The organism is Streptomyces yunnanensis, from assembly GCF_029011865.1.
Classification (GTDB): domain Bacteria; phylum Actinomycetota; class Actinomycetes; order Streptomycetales; family Streptomycetaceae; genus Streptomyces; species Streptomyces yunnanensis.
In genome coordinates, this window is sequence record NZ_CP095749.1 from 9,006,904 (window position 1) to 9,023,893 (window position 16,990).

Here is a 16,990-nt window from a genome sequence, read left to right on the forward strand (position 1 = left end):
CCGGTCGCTGGCCTCCGCGACCCGGCGAAGAATTGGCCGGGTACGTGCAATCGACGACGGCAGGCGGCGCACCACCGTGGCGCCGCGCGCCGGACGGGTGGTTACGGTGACGACTTCGCCCTTCGGGTCCAGCGACCCGTTCTCCGACCTCTTCGACCGCTTCTTCGGCATGAGCCCGGCGGCCTCGCCACCGGCCGTCCAGCGCGTCCCCATCGGTCGACTGCTCAGCGACTCCGCCCACGAACTGCTCGCCGCGGCGGGCAGCCGCGCCGCCGAGGACGGCTCCGACCTCGACACCGTCCATCTGCTGTGGGCCGCCACCCAGGTGCCGGCCGCCCGGCAGATCCTGGAACAGGCCGACGTCGACCCCGACCAACTGGCCGAGGACATCGGCCGACGACTGCCCTCCGGCACCGGCAACGGAGAGCCCGCGCTCACCCCCGCGGCCAAGCGCGCCCTGCTCGCCGCCCACGCCCGCTCCCAGGCCGCCGGCGCCTCCTACATCGGCCCCGAGCACATCCTCGCCGCGCTCCTGGAGGACCCCCACTCCGGCCTCACCCAGGCCCTCGGCCCCGAGGGCGCCCTGGACGGCGGCGCCGGCCGCACCGCCCGGCAGCCCGCCCACGGCGGCCACGGCGACACCCCGACCCTGGACGCATACGGACGGGACCTCACCGACGAGGCGCGCGGCGGGAAACTCGACCCGGTCGTCGGCCGGGCCGCCGAGATCCAGCAGACCGTCGAGGTGCTCTCCCGGCGGACGAAGAACAACCCGGTGCTCATCGGCGACCCTGGCGTCGGCAAGACCGCGATCGTCGAAGGGCTCGCCCAGCGGATCGTCGCCGAGGAGGTGCCCAAGGCCCTCCGCGACCGTCGGGTGGTCTCCCTCGACCTCGCCGGGATGGTCGCCGGCTCCAAGTACCGGGGCGAGTTCGAGGAGCGGCTCAAGAAGGTGATCGACGAGGTCACCCGCTCCGAGAAGGGCATCATCCTCTTCCTCGACGAACTCCACACCGTCGTCGGCGCGGGCGGTGGGGGCGAGGGCGCCATGGACGCCGGCAACATCCTCAAACCGGCCCTGGCCCGCGGCGACCTCAGCGTGGTGGGTGCGACCACCATCGACGAGTACCGCAAGCACATCGAGAAGGACGCCGCCCTCGAACGCCGCTTCCAACCGGTCATGGTGCCCGAGCCCAGCGTGGCGGAGACCGTCGAGATCCTGCGCGGACTCCGGGACTCCTACGAGGCCCACCACCAGGTGCGCTTCACCGACGAGGCGCTCGACGCCGCGGCCTCCCTCTCCGACCGCTACATCAGCGACCGCTTCCTGCCCGACAAGGCCATCGACCTGATGGACCAGGCCGGTGCCCGGGTGGGACTGCGCAGCCTGGACGGCCCCAGCGCGACCGCCGACATCCAGGAGCGGCTCACCAAGCTCCGCCGGGAGAAGGACGAGGCGGTGAGCACCGAGGACTACGCACGCGCCGCCGAACTCAAGGAGCGCGTCCGGCAGGCCGAACAGGAACTCGCCGACGTCGACGAGGAGCGCGAACAGGCCGCCAGCGTCACCACCGAGGACATCGCCGAGGTGCTCTCCGCGCGCACCGGCATCCCCGTCTCCCAACTCACCGAGACCGAACGCCACCGGCTGATGAAGCTCGAAGAGGCCCTGCACGAGCGGGTGATCGGGCAGGAGGAGGCGGTCACCGCCGTCTCCCAGGCCGTTCGTCGCAGTCGCGCCGGGATGAGCGACCCCGATCGCCCCAGCGGCAGCTTCCTCTTCCTCGGGCCCACCGGCGTCGGCAAGACCGAACTGGCCAAGGCGCTCGCGGACATCCTCTTCGGCGACCCCGACCGGATGATCCGCTTCGACATGAGCGAGTTCCAGGAGAAGCACACCGTGTCCCGACTCGTCGGCTCCCCGCCGGGATACGTCGGCTATGAGGAGGCCGGGCAGCTCACCGAGGCCGTCCGCCGCAGGCCGTACAGCGTCATCCTCTTCGACGAGGTCGAGAAGGCCCACCCCGACATCTTCAACCTGCTGCTCCAGGTCCTCGACGACGGCCGGCTCACCGACGCCCAGGGACGCACCGTCGACTTCCGCAACACCGTCGTCATCATGACCAGCAACATCGCCTCCAAACGGATCCTGGACCACAAGGGATCCGTCGACGAGATCCGCGACGAGCTGATGTCCGACCTCCAGGCGCACTTCCGGCCGGAGTTCCTCAACCGGATCGACGAGGTCATCGTCTTCCACGCGCTGACCCGGAAGGACCTCATCAAGATCGTCGACCTGCTGCTGGAGCGCAGCCGGCGCCGGCTGCACGCCCAGCACATCGACCTCAAGGTCACCGAGCCCGCCAAGGAGTGGCTGGCCAACCGCGGCTACCAGCCCGAGTTCGGGGCCCGCCCGCTGCGCCGCACCCTCCAGAGCGAGCTCGACAACCGGCTCTCCAACATGCTCCTCGACGGGACCCTCAACCCCGGGGACACGGTGGTCGCCGACGTCGGCGACGGCCGGCTGACCGTGACCCTCGAACCGGGGCGGACCGGGGAGGCGGCGACCGAGGAGCCCGCCGACACCGCATCCTGATGGATCGTCAGGCGTCGGCGCCCGCCCGTACGTCCGTGGCGATCGGCAGGTGCCGGGGCCCGCGCAGGATCGGACTGTGCCGGTACGGCGGGGGATCCTCGTCCAGGCGCGGACCGTCCAGGCGGCGCAGCAGCTCGGTCAGCGCGACCTGCGTCTCCACACGGGCCAGCGGGGCGCCGAAGCAGCTGTGGACGCCGCTGCCGAAGCCGAAGTGCCGGTTGTCCCGACGGGCCGGATCGAAGTGGTCGGGGTCCTCGAACCGCAACGGATCCCGGTTCCCGGACGCCAGCATCAAGAACAGCGGCGCGCCCTGGGGGATGGTCACCCCGCCCACCTCGATGTCGGTCAGCGGCGTGCGCTGCGGCAGCATCTGGACCGGGGGCTCGTACCGCAACAGCTCCTCCACCGCCGAGGGCATCAACTCCGGCTCCCGGCGCAGCCGTTCCAGCGCCTCCGGGTGGCGCAGCAGGGTGAGCATGCCGTTGGTGATGAGGTTGACCGTCGTCTCGTGCCCCGCGATCGTCAGCAGGGTCAGCGTGGTCATCAACTCCGGCTTGTCGAGCCGCCCTTCGGGCCCGTCGTCGTGGACCAGGGCGGAGATCATGTCGTCGGCCGGGTGAGCCCGCCGCCGGTCGGCGAGGTCGCCCAGGTACGCGCCCATCGCCATCCGCGCCGCCATCCCCGCGCGCTGCTTCTCCTGGGGATCGTCGCCGGGGGAGTGGTCCAGGGACGCGATGATGGTGTTCGTCCAGCCGCGGAGCTCGGGCATGTCCTCGCGGGGGACGCCCAGCAGCCGGCAGATCACGGTGACCGGCAGCGGGTAGGCGAAGTCGTCCACCAGGTCGATCCGGTCCCGGTCCCGCAAACCGTCGGTCAACTCTCCGGCGATCTCCGCGATGTCCTCGTGCAGCGCGTCGACCCGGCCGGGGGAGTGCGGCGGGCCGAAGGGGCGCATCGCGAGCCGGCGGAGCCGGTCGTGTTCGGGGTCGTCGAGGGCGATGAAGGACGGCGGCAGGGCGTCCGGCCGGACCGCGTCCGGTGTGCTGCGGTGCCGAACGTCCGAGCTGATGCGCGGGTCGTGCAGCAGCGCGGCGATCTCGTGGTAGGTGCCGACCAGGTAGCTGCCGTCGTTCTGTTGCGCCACGCCGTGCTCGCGGAGTTCGGCGTAGAGCGGATAGGGGTCGGCGCGGTTCTCGTAGGCGTTGATCCGCTCCAGCAGGGTCTCCGTGGGCATGCGCGGGCTTCTCCTCGTCAGGGGCAGGGTGTCTGGTGGCGGCGGTCAGACCATCGGCCGCAGCACGGCAAGGCGCCGGTCCGGCAGATGACCGGTGAGCGCGACCGTCGGGCCGTGCGAGAGCACCTTCGGGTCCGGGACGTCGGAGGCCACGACCCTCGGTGCCGCGGGCCGGTCGGCGGCGCCCGGCTCGGGCGGGAACGGGGCCGCGGTCTCGATCAGGTGCTGGTAGTGCTCCAGCCACTTGGCGCGGTTGACGCTGACCGCTGCGGTGATCCGGCCGCGGTAGCCGTAGACGACGACCAGCCGGCCCTCCTCGACCGAGCCCTGGGCGATGGTGACCTGGTCCGAGAAGGTCGGGACGCCGACCGACTTGATGTTCAGGCCGAACTGGCTGGACCAGAAGGCCGGCACCGCCAGGTGCGGGCGCCGCAGCGGCCCGGGGTTGACCATGTTGTGGGCCGCCACCTCCGCCTGCTCGACGGCATTGCCCCAGTGCTCCAGGGCCAGCATCTGGTAATCGAAGAGCGGATGCGGGAAACGGGCCACGTCCCCGGCCACGAACACGTCGTCGGTGACGATCCCGTACATGTTGAACGCCCGGCACCCGGCGTCGCAGGCCACGCCCCGCGGGCCCGCGGCGAGCCCCGAGCCGTCCAGCCACTCGGTGTTGCGGACCGCGCCCAGCGCGACCACCGCGATCTCGGCGTCGATCCGGCTGCCGTCGGAGAGCTCGGCGCCGGTCAGCCGCCCGTTGCTGCCCAGGAGCGAGGTCACCGTCACCCCGCAGCGCAGATCGACGCCGTGCGCGCGCTGCAACCGCGCGGCGAACGACCCCAGCGTGCCGCCGAGCGCCCCGACCAGCGGTGCCGGCCCGCGTTCGGCGACGGTGACCGCAAGGCCGCGCTCCCGGCAGGCGGAGGCGATCTCGGACCCGGTGAACCCCGCCCCGATGACCAGGACCCGGCGTGGCCCGGCGTCCAGGCGCTCGGCGAGCCGGCTCGCGTCATCGACCGTCCGCACCGTCAACACGCCGTCCAGGCGGGCCTCTTCGGGGTGCGGCCAGGGACGGGCGCGGGTCCCGGTCGTGATCAGCAGCCGGTCGAACGGCAGCCGCTCGCCGTTGGCCAGCAGCACCTCCTTCGCGGCCGGGTCGAGGCCGCTGGCGCGCACCCCCAGCTTCCACCGCGCGTCCACCGGACGGCGGGCCGGCAGGCCGACGTCCGCCGCGGGCACCCGGCCCAGCAGCACCTGCTTGGACAGCGGCGGGCGGTCGTACGGCGGATGCGGCTCGTCGCCGACCAGGGTCAGTTCCCCGGTGAAGCCCTCGTCCCGCAGCGTCTCGGCCGCCCGCAGCCCGGCCAGGGAGGCACCGACGATCACGATCCGCCCGCTCTTGAATTCACCGGACATCGGCACCGGCCTCCGTCCCGGCGCCCGCGCCGGCATGTTCGCCGACGAGGATGGCCTGCACCGGGCAGGCCGCCGCGGCCCGGCGCACCCGCTCCGCCTGTTCCGCCGGCGGCGCCGGGGCGTAGAGCAGGGCTTCCTCGCCGTGCAGTTCGAACACCTTCGGGGCGAGGAACACGCACTGCGCGTACCCCTCACACCGGTTGAGGTCCACCACGATCTGCATTCCGCACCATTCCTCCGCACGAGCCGTCGCTTCCGTCCTACTCGCCCTCGGCGGATGGCGCGGGCGGTGGTGGGCCGGAGGGGTGTGCACGGGGAGTGAGGGGCGGGTGGTGCGGACCGCCGCCGCCTCCGGGCGCCGGCCGGAAGTCCGCGACGACCACCGCGGCCGGATTTCCCGGCGGCCGGCGAATATGCCCCGAACCCTTATGGCGCAGCATAGAAATACCGGACACCGGGAAGGTTGCGGAGAGCTGAAGCATCGGGGAACCACCAGGCCGGGGCGCCGGGATCACGGCGGATCCGGACGTTCCGGAGGCGTTCTCCGGAAATTTCCGACCGGGGTCAGATGTCCGGGTCACCGAGTGACCGATATCCGTATTGACCCGTATTGTTCAGCGGTATCCAGCATCGGTCGAAACGTGAATCACGTAACGCCTCGTGCAGAGTGCCGGAAAAGTTTTTGCGATCATTTCAACCGAACTTGCCTTCCCCGTCCCGAGTATGAGATGGGATGGGGTGGAACGTTGCCCTACCAACTGTGAGGAATCTCGGATGCCCTTCGCTGTGCCTGGAACTCTGGCCGCACCAGGGAAGGGGCACGGGAAATCCAGACTCTATGTCCTAGACGGTCTACGTCTGGTGGCGGCGTTGATGGTCCTGGCATACCACTACATCACCCTCCGTGATGGCTGGGGCAATGATCCGCACGCGATCTCGCCGACCCTCTACCACCTCTCCCAATTCGGTTGGCTGGGTGTCGAGGTCTTCTTCCTGATCAGCGGATTCGTCATCTGCATGAGCACCTGGGGGCGTTCGCTCGGCGACTTCGTCAAATCCCGGGTGTCCCGCCTCTATCCCGCGTACTGGGTCGGGGTCCTGCTCACCGCGGCGGTGCTCACCATCTGGCCGCACGTCCGCAGCGCGGACAACCTGGAGACGGTGCTGACGAACCTCACCATGCTCCAACAGGGCGTGGGAGTCTCCGACCTCGACGACGTCTACTGGTCGCTCTTCATCGAGCTGAAGTTCTACCTGCTCTTCGCCCTCGTCGTGTACCGCGGTGTCACCTACCGCAGGTGTGTGCTCTTCTGCGGCTTGTGGACGGTGGCCGGAGTCGTCGCGCTCAAGGCCAACAGCAACTTCCTGTCGGTATGGGCCATCGCCCCCTACTCGCCGTACTTCATCGCCGGCATCGCCTTTTACCTGATGCACCGCTTCAAGCCCACCCTCCTGCTCTGGGCCATCGTCGCGGTCGAATTCCTGCTGGCCCAGCACTACGTCCGCGGTCGCCTGATCATGAACGTCGGAGCCAAGGCGAGCATGGCGCACGGCTGGCCGGCGCGCGTGGGCGTCATCCTGGCCTTCGCGGTGATGGCGGCCATCGCCCTCGGGGTATTCGACAAGGTGCAGTGGCGCTGGCTGGTGACCGCCGGTTCACTGACGTACCCGCTGTACCTCCTGCACATGTACATCGGATTCACCCTCATCGACGTGCTGCGCAAGCATGTGCCGGCGCCCGTCCTGCTCCTCGCCATCGTCGCCTTTATGCTGCTGCTTTCCTACGCGGTACACCGCCTGGTGGAACGCCCCCTGGGTAAATGGCTGCGGGACGGAATTCAAAAGGGACTCCAGGAAATGCGCCGGAATTCCAAGAGTCAGGCGGCATCGGAATCCGATACCGGCCGGCGAGACCCGGAAGGCCCGTCGAACGCCGTCGTCGACAAGTATCGGGTGGGAACACAACGGCCGTCCCAGTAATCCCGGGCCGGCGCCCGGCCGCACCCCGCTGATTGCCAGCCCGCCATGGCACCAGGCACCCTTGCGTCATGTCAAACGTACGACTCGAGGCATGGATCGGCGGGGAGTGGCTCGAGGTGGGCGCGGTGAGCGTCACCGTCGAGGACTCCGCGCTGACCCTGTCCTTCGAGCAGCAGCGGACCGAGGCCGGATACCGGAGCATGATCTGGGAGCCGCTGGAGCACTTCCTGCGGGAGTACCGCGACGAGCCGATCGTCGTGGTCCCGCGGGGCCGCACCTTGCCGGTGATGTACGCCCCAGGCGGGGCGGGACCCTTCCGGCTGGCGGAGGTGACGGACTGAGCGACAGACGGAAGGACGGCGCTTCAGGGCCGTGCGCCGGGGTCCCCGGCGCACGGCTCACCGCACCGACTCGGCCGGTGGGCGCTCGCGCAGCGCGCCGTAGGCGAAGAAGTACGCCGGAGCGCGGTTCAGCCACCGCGAGGAGGTGAGCCGCTCGGCGACCCACCGCGCCCGCCGAGGATCGTCGAACGGTGGCCGGCCCGCCAGCACCGGCTCGACGATCCGGGAGTGCGCGAACCGCTGCAGCGCCTGTGTCAGTACCGTGGTCGGCCACCGACGGCGCTGCACCCCGCGGACGTCCCGCAGGCCCACCGCCCCGGCCCGCAGCGGACCGACCAGATGCCGGGCCGTGGCCACCGCGTCCTGCACCGCGAGGTTGATGCCGATCCCGAAGATCGGCGACATCGCGTGTGCCGCGTCGCCGATGCACAGCAGCCCCGGGCGGTGCCAGCGCCGCAGCCGGTCGAGCCGGACGTCCAGCAGCTTCACCTCGTCCCAGGAGCCCAGTGCCCGCACCCGGTCGCCGAGCCAGGGCGTGGCCGAGGCGTAGTTCACCATGAACGCCTCCAGGCCGGCGGCGCGCCGCTCGGCGTCCGAGCCCTTGGGGATCATCGCGGCACACTGCCAGTAGTCCCCGCGGTCGATGTTGGCGGCGAGCAGCCGGTCCCCGGCACCGCCCACCAGTCCGTGCGGATCCCCGTCGTGCCGCGGCAGTCGGAACCACCAGGCGTCCATCGGGCAGCTGAACGTCCGCAGCCCGAGCTCGGGCAGGGACCGGGCGAGCGAACCCCGGCCGTCGCAGGCCACCGTGAGCGTCGCCCGCAGCACACCGGTCCGACCGTCGGTCGTGCGGTAGCGGACGCCCGTCACCCGGCCGCGTTCCTTCAGGAACGAGGTCACCTCGGTGTCCATCCGCACGGAGAACGACGGCTCGCGCCGGGCCTCGTCGACCAGCAGGTCGAGCAGGTCCCACTGCGGCACCATCGCCACGTAGTTGAAGCGGCCGCCCAGCGCGGCGAGGTTCCCCACGGTCGTCAGCGAACCGGTCGGCCCGATCGGCAGTTGGACGGACGTCACCCGCCGCTGCGGCAGCCTGGCGAACCGCTCACCGAGCCCCAACTCGTCCAGCAGTGCCAACGTCGAGGGGTGCACGGTGTCGCCCCGGAAGTCACGCAGGAAATCCCCGTGCTTCTCCAGGACCGTCACCGCCACCCCGGCCCGCGCCAGCAGCAGCGCGAGCACCATCCCGGCCGGTCCACCGCCCACCACACAACATGTCGTCCGCTCCACCACAACCGCTCCCTCTCCCTCACGTCCCGGGCCCGGCGCTTGCGCAGCCACCAGCACAGATACCCCGGATCGCGGCGGACATCAGCCGCGGTTCCCCCCAATCGCCGAGGGCGGTGCGCCGCACCGTGTCTGCCATATCGCCTTTTTGTTGCGCTTGTTGGGAACGCGTCCAGTCAGATCCGCCTCTTGTGGGGTGTGGTCCGATCGGACCACACCAAGGGGAGGAACGAAAATGACACACCAGACGAAGGAAGCACGGAACGCACGCGCCACGCGGGGGAACCTCGGCCGTCGGGGCGCCCGACTCGCCGCTGTGGGCGCGATGGCCACGGCCGCGGCCGTACTGGTCGTCACCCCGGCGTTCGCCAAGGGCAGCGCGGACCTCACCGCTTCGCCCAAGGCCGTCAAGGTCGGCCAGAGCGTGCACGTCAAGGGCTACGGGGAGAGCGACGGCCTCTGGTACGGGCAGTTCTGCGCCCAGCAGCGCGTCGGCACGAAGGGTGCCTGGCACACCGTCAAGTGCAGCCACATCGTGGCGATGGACGGCACCGAAGCCAAGGTGGATGCGGCGGTCAAGGCCACGCACAAGGGTGCTCTGCAGTTCCGCGGCGTGCTCTACGGCGTCGACGGCCCGCGCGGCGGCCACCCGTACGTGGACCGCACCACCGATGTGAAGACCGTCCGCGTGAGCTGACCCGGCCACAGTCGGCCGCCCTGTGCGGTCCACGCTGCCGGTCGGGGTGGCCGACGCGGCCGTCGATCCCGCGCCCACGGTACGGGTGGCGGTCTGCCGGAATGCCTGGCCGCGACCGGCCGACCCGGTGCGCAGACACCTGCGCGCCGACTCAGACGACACCGTCCGCGCCGCTGCCCTGTTGCAGACCACCGGGACCCGCGGCACCCGATGTCCCGCGCGGTCCTCGACGCCCAGTGCCGCGCCGGTGACCGGGCCGCCGAGGACTTCGGCGAGCGCGCCGCGGCGACCTGCTGCCTGGCGCCGGACCCCGTCGCCGTACTCGCCGCGGACACCGACCACGACGTCCGCCACGAGGCGTCAGCGCGGCCCGCGGGCACCCCGCACTGCCCGTCCCGGCGCTGGCCGCGTTGCTGCGGGACACCGGCACCGCCCAGGACGCGGCCCGCCACCGGAGCGCACCTGACGCAACGTCAAGACCGCCGATCCGCCCCTGCCGCCTTCCCTTCCGTCTTCCTCAACTCACCCCGGCGTGACAGTGTTTGACGAGCTCGACGGTCGTGACGCCGGCTCCGGAGCCGGCACCCACGGCGGTCGGAACACGGGGGAAGGTGACACGCATGACCGATACGGGCATCAGGGCGCTCGGCGGCGACGATCCGCGCCGGATCGGCGCCTACGACCTGCTGGGGCGCCTCGCCCCCGGCGGTATGGGGCGCGTCTATGTGGCGCGGTCCACCGAGGACGGAGCACTGGTCGCGGTCAAGACGCTGCTGGCCGAGGGCGCCATCAGCGACACCGACCGGCGTCGGTTCGCCCGGGAGGTGAAGCTGGCCCGGCGGATCGACAGCGCCCACACCGCACGCGTCCTCGACGCCGACGCACACGCCGAACGTCCCTGGATGGCCATCGAGTACATCCCGGCGCCCTCACTGGCCGAACTCGTCCGCAGCGCCGGGAAGCTGCCCGCCCACGCGGTGCACTGGGTCGCGGCGGGCGTCGCACAGGCCCTGGTGACCCTGCACGAGGCGCAGATCATCCACCGGGACGTCAAGCCCCAGAACGTCCTGCTGCCCCAGGACGGTCCCCGCCTCATCGACTTCGGCATCTCGCACGCCAACGACATGACGCGCACCCAACTGACGCTGGGCACCATCGCCTTCACCTCCCCGGAGCAGGCCCGAGCCGAGCCCTCCACCAGGGCGTCCGACGTGTACTCCCTGGGCGCCACGCTCTTCCACACCGCCGTCGGCCGGCCGCCCTACCCCGACACCTCCGACACCATCCGCCTGCTCACCCTCGTCCAGCGCGGCGAACTCGACCTCAAGGGCCTGCCGAAGGAGCTCGGTGCGCTGATCCGGCCCTGCCTGGCCGCCGATCCGAAGGACCGGCCCGAACCCGCCGAGGTGCTGCGCCACGCGCTCGCGGAACTCGACGGGTTCCCCACGCAGCGGCGCGGCGCCGGCTGGCTGCCCCCGCGCTGGACGTCCCTGATCGGGGAGTACGAGGCGCAAGGACGGGCGCTGGGCAAGAGTGGCGGCGCGGAGGCGCCCACGGTCGACCTGCGGACGCGGAAGGTGCCCCAGCCGAAGCCCACCCGCGTCTACACCGAGGACCGCAAGCGCGCCGACGGCGTACCGCGCCGCCCAGCACGCCCCCAGTCCCCGACCTCGCGGCCCTCGTCGGCCCGGAAACCCACCCCGGCCCCCGCGGCTGCCGGGAAGTCGGCATCCGCGTCGGCCCCCGGGCCGGGCGCCGCCAAGTCCGCCCCCAAGCCCACATCGACCTCCGCTTCCTCCTCCGGCTCGTCCGGGGGCGGGTTCTGGGTCGTGCTGGGGATCGTCGCGCTGGTGGTGATGCTCTGGAAGCCGTGGGAGCACACCGGGGCCGACGGCTCGCCCGGCGACACGTCGAGCGGCAGCGCCAGCAGCAGCGCGTACGCCGGCGGGGGAGTCGGTTCCCTCTCCAGCGGGGGCGGCGGCAGCGGCGGAAGCGGTGGCACCACCTACAGCCCTCCGCCCTCACCCACGCCCTCGCCCACCCCGCCCTCCCCGTCACCCACGCCCGTCGCGTCCCGCACCCCGAGCGCGGACGACGTGGCCTTCTCCGCGGTACGGGCGGGTGACTGCGTCGACGGCTATGCGAACGGGTACGGCGGATGGAGCCCGACGTCCCCGGACCGGGTGGACTGCCAGGCGGCCAACGCCTATCTGCGGGTCGGTTCCGTGCTCGGCTCCGGAACCTGCCCGTCCGGACCGGGACTCGGCGGCTGGTGGCACACGGCCACCGACTCCTCGTCCGTCAATCTGTGCGTGGAGCGGCAGTTCCGGGTCGGCCAGTGCTTCCTGGCCCGATCCAACGGCGGTCGGCCCGGCGGCGCCAACCTGCTCACCCTCTGGAGCTGCGGCGCCAACCGCGTGCCGCGGGAGTTCGGTTTCATCATGCAGATCACGGCGGTGCTGCCGGCCTCGGCGGGGACCCGTGCCTGCCCGCCCGACCCCGGCCACTACACCTACTCGTGGCAGGTCTACGAAGGCCGGAGCATCCTCTGCACGAAGGTCGCCTGAGGGGCGCCGGGCCCGATCGGCGCGCGGACCGGTCGCCGCCCCGGAGGCCGGGGCGGCGACCGTCGGCCCGTTCAGCCGCGGGCGCCGGGGGCCTGCGGGAGCGCGCCGGTGCCGGCCGCCAGCACCCGGTCCGGGCGGATCGGCAGGTGCCGGTGGCGGACGCCGGTCGCGTGCCAGACCGCATTGGCGACGGCCGCCGCGACGCCTACGATGCCGACCTCGCCGATGCCCTTGATGTTGACCGGGTCGTCCTCGTCCGGGTCGTCCACCCAGTCCGCCTCGATGAGCGGGACATCGGCGTTGGCCGCCACGTGGTAGCCGGCGAGGTCGGCGCCCACGACGGAGCCGGTGGTCTCGTCCCGGACCGCCTCCTCGTGCAGGGCCATGGAGAGCCCCCAGACCATGCCGCCGAGGAACTGGCTGCGCGCGGTCAGCGGATTGACGATCCGGCCGGCGGCGAAGACGCCCAGCATCCGCCGGACCCGCACCTCGCCGGTGGCGATGTCCGCGGCGACCTCGGCGAACTGCGCGCCGAAGGCGTGCCGTTCCCGGGGCGGCAGCGTGCCCAGCGCCTCGGCGGTGTCCGACCGCGCGGTGATCCCCTCCGGCGGGACGGAGCCGCCCAGGGCCAGTTGCTCGCGCAGCGAGCGGGCCGCGAGGGTGACCGCCCAGGACCAGGAGCGCGTGCCCATCGAGCCGCCGGCGAGGATCGCCTGGCCGAAGTCGCTGTCGCCGATCAGGACGGTCACGCGGTCCGGCGTGACCTCCAGCGCGTCCGCGGCGACCAGGGCCAGCGCCGTCCGTGCCCCGGTCCCGATGTCCGCCGCGGTGATCCGCACCGTGTAGCCGCCGTCCGCCTCCGCGGTCACCGCCGCCGTGGACGGAGCGACCAGGGTGGGGAACGAGGCGGCCGCGGTGCCGGTCCCGAGCAGCCAGCGGCCCTCGCGGCGCACCCCGGGACGCGGATCGCGGTCGCCCCAGCCGAACCTGCGGGCGCCCTCCTCGAAGCAGGCCAGGAGCCGGTGGCTGCTGTAGGGCAGGCCGGAGATCGGGCCCACCGTCGGCTCGTTGCGGGCGCGCAGGGCGATCGGGTCGATGTCGCACTTCTCGGCGAGCTCGTCCAGCGCGCACTCCAGCGCGAACGAGCCCGGCGCCTCGCCCGGCGCGCGCATCCAGGTCGGCGTGGGCACGTCGAGGCGGACCACCCGATTGACGGTGTGGTGGGCGTCCGCGTCGTACATGGCCCGGGCCACGTCGGCGCTCCGCTCGACGAACTCGTGCACCGTCGAGGTCTGGTTCAGCCCCTGGTGGTCCAGGGCGCGCAGCCGCCCGTCGGGATTGGCGCCGAGCCGGACCCGCTGCGCGGTGGGGCTGCGGTACCCGGCCAACGAGAACATCTGCCTGCGCGTCATGACGACCCGGACCGGGCGGTGCAGGATCGTCGCCGCCATCGCCGCCGCCACCTGGTGCGGGCGGGTGCCCTTGGACCCGAAGCCGCCGCCGATGTGCTCGGAGCGCACCCGGACCGCGCCCTGGTCGAGCGAGAACAGCCGCGCGAGTTCCTGGGCGACGAAGATGCTGCCCTGGTTGGAGTCGACGACTTCGAGCCGGCCGCTGTCCCAGTACGCGGCCGCGGCGTGCGGCTCCATCGGGTGGTGGTGCTCTTCCGGAGTGGAGTACTCCGAGTCCACCACGACGGCCGACGCGGCGAGTTCGGCCGCCAGGTCGCCCTTCTCCTGCTCCGCCTCGGCCCGCGGGTTGCCCGCCGGGACGTACGCCTCCGGATGCCCGGCGGCGAACACCACGTCGTGCGGCTCCTCGTCGTAGGCGACCGTCAGCGACTCGGCGGCCTCCCTGGCCTGTTCGGAGGTCTCCGCGACGACCAGCGCCACCGGCCAGCCCGCGTACGGCACCCGGTCGTGCTGGAAGAGCTGGAGCGCCGGGTCGGGTGTCCCCATCGGGCCGACGTAGTCCGACTCCAGGGGCTGGGCGTTGCCGTGGTGGAGGACGGTGAGCACACCGGGCATCGCCAGCACCGGGGCGGTGTCGATCGAGCGGATCCGGCCGCGGGCGATGGTGGAGACCACCAGCCAGCCGTGGGCGAGCTCGGCGAAGGGGACCTCGCCGGCGTAGCGGGCCGCGCCGGTGACCTTGTCGCGGCCCTCGATACGGGTGTGCGCGGTGCCGACGGCACCGATCACCGGGACGGTTCCGGTCGTCGTGGTCGTCATCGGGTGGCCTCCTCGGTCTGCCGGCTCTCCTCGGCCAGCTCGGTCAGCACGGCGACGACCAGATTCCGGATCAGCGTCACCTTGTATCCGTTGCCGGGCAGCGGCTCGGCGGCGGCCAGTTCGGCGTCCGCGGCGGCGCCGAACGCCTCGGCGGTGGCCGGACCGCCGATCAGCGCCCGCTCGGCCGCCCGCGCGCGCCACGGCCGGGACGCTACCGCCCCGAAGGCCAGCCGGACGTCGTGGACCACGCCGTCCCGGACATCGAGGGCGGCGGCGACCGATCCGATGGCGAAGGCGTACGACGCCCGCTCGCGCACCTTGCGGTAGCGGGACGCGGCGGCGACCGGCGCGGGCGGCAGGGTGACGCCGGTGATCAGCGCGCCGGGCGGCAGTGCGGTCTCCCGGTGCGGGGTGTCGCCCACCGGGAGGTAGAACTCCGCGAGCGGCACCGCACCCGGCCCGTCCGCCGTCGCGTAGTGCACGACGGCGTCGAAGGCGGCCAGTGCCACTCCCATGTCCGAGGGGTGGACGGCCGCGCAGTGTGTGGAGGCCCCCAGGATCGCGTGGTTGCGGTGCTCGCCGGTCACGGCCGGGCAACCGCTGCCGGGGACACGCCTGTTGCACGCCTTGGAGACATCGGCGAAGTAGGCGCAGCGCGTGCGCTGGAGCAGATTGCCGCCCACCGTGGCCATGTTGCGCAACTGTCCCGAGGCGCCGGCCAGCACCGCCTGCGTCAACGCCGGGTAGCGCCGCCGCACTTCGGGGTGGGCGGCCAGATCACTGTTGGTGACGGTGGCCCCGATCCGCAGCCCGCCGTCGTCGGCGACCTCGATCCGCTCCAGCGGCAGCTCCCGCACGTCGACGAGGAGCGTGGGCCGCTCCACCCCGCTCTTCATCAGGTCGACGAGGTTGGTGCCGCCGCCGAGGTAGCGTGCCTCGGGCTCGGTGCCGAGCAGCGCCAGCGCCCCCGGCACGTCGGACGCCCGCCGGTAGTCGAACTCCCTCATGCCGCACCCTCCACGTCCGTCACATCCGTCCGGCCCGCGGTGCGCGCCGAGTCCTCCGCGGCCCGTGCGACCGCCTGCACGATCGACACATACGCACCGCAGCGGCACAGGTTGCCGCTCATCCGCTCCCGGATCTCGTCCGCGGTCAGCGGCGGTATGCCCGCTTCCGGCCGGACGTCGGTGGTCGCCGCGCTGGGCCAGCCCGCGGCGTGCTCCTCGATGACCGCGATGGCCGAGCAGATCTGCCCGGGCGTGCAGTAGCCGCACTGGAAGCCGTCGAGGTCGAGGAACGCCTGCTGCACCGGGTGCAGCCGCTCGCCGTCGGCCACGCCCTCGATGGTGGTGACCTCCCGCCCCTCGGCGGCCACCGCGAGCTGGAGGCAGGACACCACCCGGCGCCCGTCGAGCAGCACCGTGCAGGCGCCGCACTGCCCCTGGTCGCAGCCCTTCTTGGTGCCGGTCAGGCCGAGCCGCTCGCGCAGCGCGTCGAGCAGGGTGGTGCGGTTGTCGACGGGCAGCGTGTGCTTCTCGCCGTTGATCGTCAAGGTGATGGCACCGGCCGTCGATGGGGCCATGGTCTGCCTTCTTTCACGTCTCACACGTCGAAAGGCGCGGGGGCCCCGGCCGGGGCCCGCCGGCCCGGTCGGTCAGCGGAATCGGGTGGCCCCGCCGGGCGGGTACGGCCAGGCGGAACCGGACACCTCCGGGCGGAGGGGACGGGGTGGTGCGGTGCGTCGCGGCATCGGAAGGGCGGTGCGGGCAGTGCGGAGGTGCCGATGGCGGCGCATGGCGGCACCGGTCGAGGTGGCCGGTGGGCTCCCCAACTGGTCCGATCCGCCGCTGATCTGCCGCTATGGTGGTAGGCAAGCGGACAGCTGTCCGTTACCGTTGAAATTTAACGGACAGTTGTCCGCTTAGCAAGGACGATTGTCCGCCAGGCATCATCTGCCCAACAACCCTGACGCAGCGGCGAATTCCGGGAGGTGGACGCGTGCACCGTCCCAAGGACACACCCCGGCGCTCGGACGCCCAGCGGAACCGCGACCGCCTCCTCGAAGTGGCCTTTGCCGAACTGACCCGCTGCGCCGACGCCCCGCTGAGCGCCATCGCCAAGAAAGCCGGCGTCGGACAGGGCACCTTCTACCGCAACTTCCCCAACCGCGAGAGCCTCGTCCTGGAGGTCTACCGCCACGAGGTCCAACAGGTCTCCGACGCCGCCGCGCACCTCCTGGCCACCCGCCCGCCCGACCAGGCCCTGCGCGCCTGGATGGACCGCCTCGCCCAGTACGCCATGGCCAAGGCCGGCCTCGCCGCCGCCCTCCGCAAGGCCACCACCCCCCACGGCACCCTCGCAGCCGTGGCCCGCGGCCCCCTCTCCGCCGCCGTCACCCTCCTCCTGGCCGCCAACGAGGAGGCCGGCACCATCCGCCCCGACATCACCGCCGAGGACTTCCTCCTCGCCATCGCCGGCCTCTGGCAACTCGATCCCCACGCCGACTGGCACACCCGCGCCACCCGCCTCCTCGACCTCGTCATGGACGGCCTCCGCACGGGCGCGCCCGGACGGTGAGACGCCGGCACGAACTGGCGATCCAAGCCGTGTGACGCGGATGCCCGGGCTCGTCGAAGACGGACGG

At 72.2% G+C, this 16,990-nt stretch carries 14 protein-coding genes; 7 read left to right on the forward strand and 7 right to left on the reverse strand.

What is annotated here, in order from left to right; genetic code table 11:
* The first annotated feature begins 106 nt into the window (after positions 1–106).
* Positions 107–2,596 (forward strand): ATP-dependent Clp protease ATP-binding subunit, encoded by a 2,490-nt coding sequence (locus MOV08_RS39455; protein ID WP_275310945.1) that lies wholly within the window; start codon positions 107–109, stop codon positions 2,594–2,596.
* A gap of 7 nt (positions 2,597–2,603) precedes the next feature.
* Here the strand turns inward: MOV08_RS39455 and MOV08_RS39460 are convergent, their stop codons facing one another.
* Genes MOV08_RS39460 through MOV08_RS39470 form a run of 3 tightly spaced genes read right to left on the reverse strand, consistent with a single transcriptional unit; the run spans position 2,604 to position 5,466 of the window.
* Positions 2,604–3,830 (reverse strand): cytochrome P450, encoded by a 1,227-nt coding sequence (locus MOV08_RS39460; protein WP_275310946.1) that lies wholly within the window; start codon positions 3,828–3,830, stop codon positions 2,604–2,606.
* 45 nt (positions 3,831–3,875) lie between these two features.
* Entirely contained in the window at positions 3,876–5,243 is a 1,368-nt protein-coding gene (locus MOV08_RS39465; protein WP_275310948.1) for an NAD(P)/FAD-dependent oxidoreductase, read from the reverse strand.
* Positions 5,233–5,466, reverse strand: a complete 234-nt coding sequence (locus MOV08_RS39470) for a ferredoxin (RefSeq protein WP_039639006.1) — start codon at positions 5,464–5,466, stop codon at positions 5,233–5,235. The genes MOV08_RS39465 and MOV08_RS39470 overlap by 11 nt, the downstream gene beginning before the upstream one ends.
* A gap of 551 nt (positions 5,467–6,017) precedes the next feature.
* On the opposite strand from MOV08_RS39470, the gene MOV08_RS39475 reads away from it, so the two are divergent.
* Together MOV08_RS39475 and MOV08_RS39480 are read left to right on the forward strand one after the other, a co-directional pair.
* On the forward strand, positions 6,018–7,223 hold the full coding sequence (locus tag MOV08_RS39475) for an acyltransferase family protein (protein ID WP_239010275.1): 1,206 nt from the start codon (positions 6,018–6,020) through the stop codon (positions 7,221–7,223).
* A gap of 68 nt (positions 7,224–7,291) precedes the next feature.
* The gene (locus tag MOV08_RS39480; RefSeq protein ID WP_039639008.1) at positions 7,292–7,564 is read left to right on the forward strand and encodes a hypothetical protein; all 273 of its coding nucleotides are present in this window, start codon (positions 7,292–7,294) and stop codon (positions 7,562–7,564) included.
* 57 nt (positions 7,565–7,621) lie between these two features.
* Here MOV08_RS39480 and MOV08_RS39485 read toward each other — a convergent pair whose 3' ends face one another.
* Positions 7,622–8,854: an FAD-dependent oxidoreductase gene (locus MOV08_RS39485; protein WP_275312024.1), complete on the reverse strand. Its 1,233-nt coding sequence runs from the start codon at positions 8,852–8,854 to the stop codon at positions 7,622–7,624.
* Positions 8,855–9,086: 232 nt separating this feature from the next.
* Here MOV08_RS39485 and MOV08_RS39490 point away from each other — a divergent pair, with 232 nt between their 5' ends.
* From MOV08_RS39490 to MOV08_RS39500, 3 genes are all read left to right on the forward strand, one after another.
* On the forward strand, positions 9,087–9,548 hold the full coding sequence (locus MOV08_RS39490) for a hypothetical protein (protein ID WP_275310950.1): 462 nt from the start codon (positions 9,087–9,089) through the stop codon (positions 9,546–9,548).
* 210 nt (positions 9,549–9,758) lie between these two features.
* On the forward strand, positions 9,759–10,094 hold the full coding sequence (locus tag MOV08_RS39495; RefSeq protein WP_275310951.1) for a hypothetical protein: 336 nt from the start codon (positions 9,759–9,761) through the stop codon (positions 10,092–10,094).
* A gap of 74 nt (positions 10,095–10,168) precedes the next feature.
* Positions 10,169–12,115 carry a serine/threonine-protein kinase gene (locus tag MOV08_RS39500; RefSeq protein WP_275310953.1) on the forward strand — a complete coding sequence of 649 codons (1,947 nt, stop codon included), beginning with the start codon at positions 10,169–10,171 and terminating at the stop codon, positions 12,113–12,115.
* A gap of 71 nt (positions 12,116–12,186) precedes the next feature.
* Here the strand turns inward: MOV08_RS39500 and MOV08_RS39505 are convergent, their stop codons facing one another.
* Genes MOV08_RS39505 through MOV08_RS39515 form a run of 3 tightly spaced genes read right to left on the reverse strand, consistent with a single transcriptional unit; the run spans position 12,187 to position 15,928 of the window.
* Positions 12,187–14,346 (reverse strand): xanthine dehydrogenase family protein molybdopterin-binding subunit, encoded by a 2,160-nt coding sequence (locus MOV08_RS39505; RefSeq protein ID WP_275310955.1) that lies wholly within the window; start codon positions 14,344–14,346, stop codon positions 12,187–12,189.
* Positions 14,343–15,353 (reverse strand): FAD binding domain-containing protein, encoded by a 1,011-nt coding sequence (locus MOV08_RS39510; protein WP_275310957.1) that lies wholly within the window; start codon positions 15,351–15,353, stop codon positions 14,343–14,345. The genes MOV08_RS39505 and MOV08_RS39510 overlap by 4 nt, the downstream gene beginning before the upstream one ends.
* Positions 15,350–15,928, reverse strand: a complete 579-nt coding sequence (locus MOV08_RS39515) for a (2Fe-2S)-binding protein (RefSeq protein WP_039639017.1) — start codon at positions 15,926–15,928, stop codon at positions 15,350–15,352. Before MOV08_RS39515 ends, MOV08_RS39510 begins: the two co-directional genes overlap by 4 nt.
* 416 nt (positions 15,929–16,344) lie before the next feature.
* On the opposite strand from MOV08_RS39515, the gene MOV08_RS39520 reads away from it, so the two are divergent.
* The gene (locus tag MOV08_RS39520) at positions 16,345–16,923 is read left to right on the forward strand and encodes a TetR/AcrR family transcriptional regulator (protein WP_039639019.1); all 579 of its coding nucleotides are present in this window, start codon (positions 16,345–16,347) and stop codon (positions 16,921–16,923) included.
* Positions 16,924–16,990: the final 67 nt, after the last annotated feature.

Bases quoted from the DNA above. Each gene is read 5' to 3' on its own strand.
- MOV08_RS39460 (WP_275310946.1), bottom strand. From the start codon at position 3,830: ATGCCCACGGAGACCCTGCTGGAGCGGATCAACGCCTACGAGAACCGC.
- MOV08_RS39465 (WP_275310948.1), bottom strand. From the start codon at position 5,243: ATGTCCGGTGAATTCAAGAGCGGGCGGATCGTGATCGTCGGTGCCTCC.
- MOV08_RS39470 (WP_039639006.1), bottom strand. From the start codon at position 5,466: ATGCAGATCGTGGTGGACCTCAACCGGTGTGAGGGGTACGCGCAGTGC.
- MOV08_RS39475 (WP_239010275.1), top strand. From the start codon at position 6,018: ATGCCCTTCGCTGTGCCTGGAACTCTGGCCGCACCAGGGAAGGGGCAC.
- MOV08_RS39480 (WP_039639008.1), top strand. From the start codon at position 7,292: ATGTCAAACGTACGACTCGAGGCATGGATCGGCGGGGAGTGGCTCGAG.
- MOV08_RS39490 (WP_275310950.1), top strand. From the start codon at position 9,087: ATGACACACCAGACGAAGGAAGCACGGAACGCACGCGCCACGCGGGGG.
- MOV08_RS39495 (WP_275310951.1), top strand. From the start codon at position 9,759: ATGTCCCGCGCGGTCCTCGACGCCCAGTGCCGCGCCGGTGACCGGGCC.
- MOV08_RS39500 (WP_275310953.1), top strand. From the start codon at position 10,169: ATGACCGATACGGGCATCAGGGCGCTCGGCGGCGACGATCCGCGCCGG.
- MOV08_RS39505 (WP_275310955.1), bottom strand. From the start codon at position 14,346: ATGACGACCACGACGACCGGAACCGTCCCGGTGATCGGTGCCGTCGGC.
- MOV08_RS39510 (WP_275310957.1), bottom strand. From the start codon at position 15,353: ATGAGGGAGTTCGACTACCGGCGGGCGTCCGACGTGCCGGGGGCGCTG.
- MOV08_RS39515 (WP_039639017.1), bottom strand. From the start codon at position 15,928: ATGGCCCCATCGACGGCCGGTGCCATCACCTTGACGATCAACGGCGAG.